Consider the following 241-nt stretch of genomic DNA (forward strand, 5'->3'; position numbering starts at 1 on the left):
TGTGGATGGTGATGGAGTTTCTTTTCCAGCTGACTGTGATGACACCAATCCTACTATTCGACCAGGAGCTCCTGAAATTCCTTACGATGGAATCGATCAAAACTGTGATGGTATGGACCTAACAGATGTAGATGGTGATGGAGTTTCTTTTCCAGCTGACTGTGATGACACCAATCCTACTATTCGACCAGGAGCTCCTGAAATTCCTTACGATGGAATCGATCAAAACTGTGATGGCATG

At 44.4% G+C, this 241-nt stretch carries 1 protein-coding gene; it reads left to right on the forward strand.

The genetic code is table 11. From position 1 onward, the window contains the following. Positions 1-241, forward strand: a 241-nt coding sequence (locus ACXAH9_RS17205) for a putative metal-binding motif-containing protein (RefSeq protein WP_474896088.1), incomplete at both ends; no start/stop codon positions are given.

It is taken from the genome of Ekhidna sp. ABH4_415, from assembly GCF_056161305.1.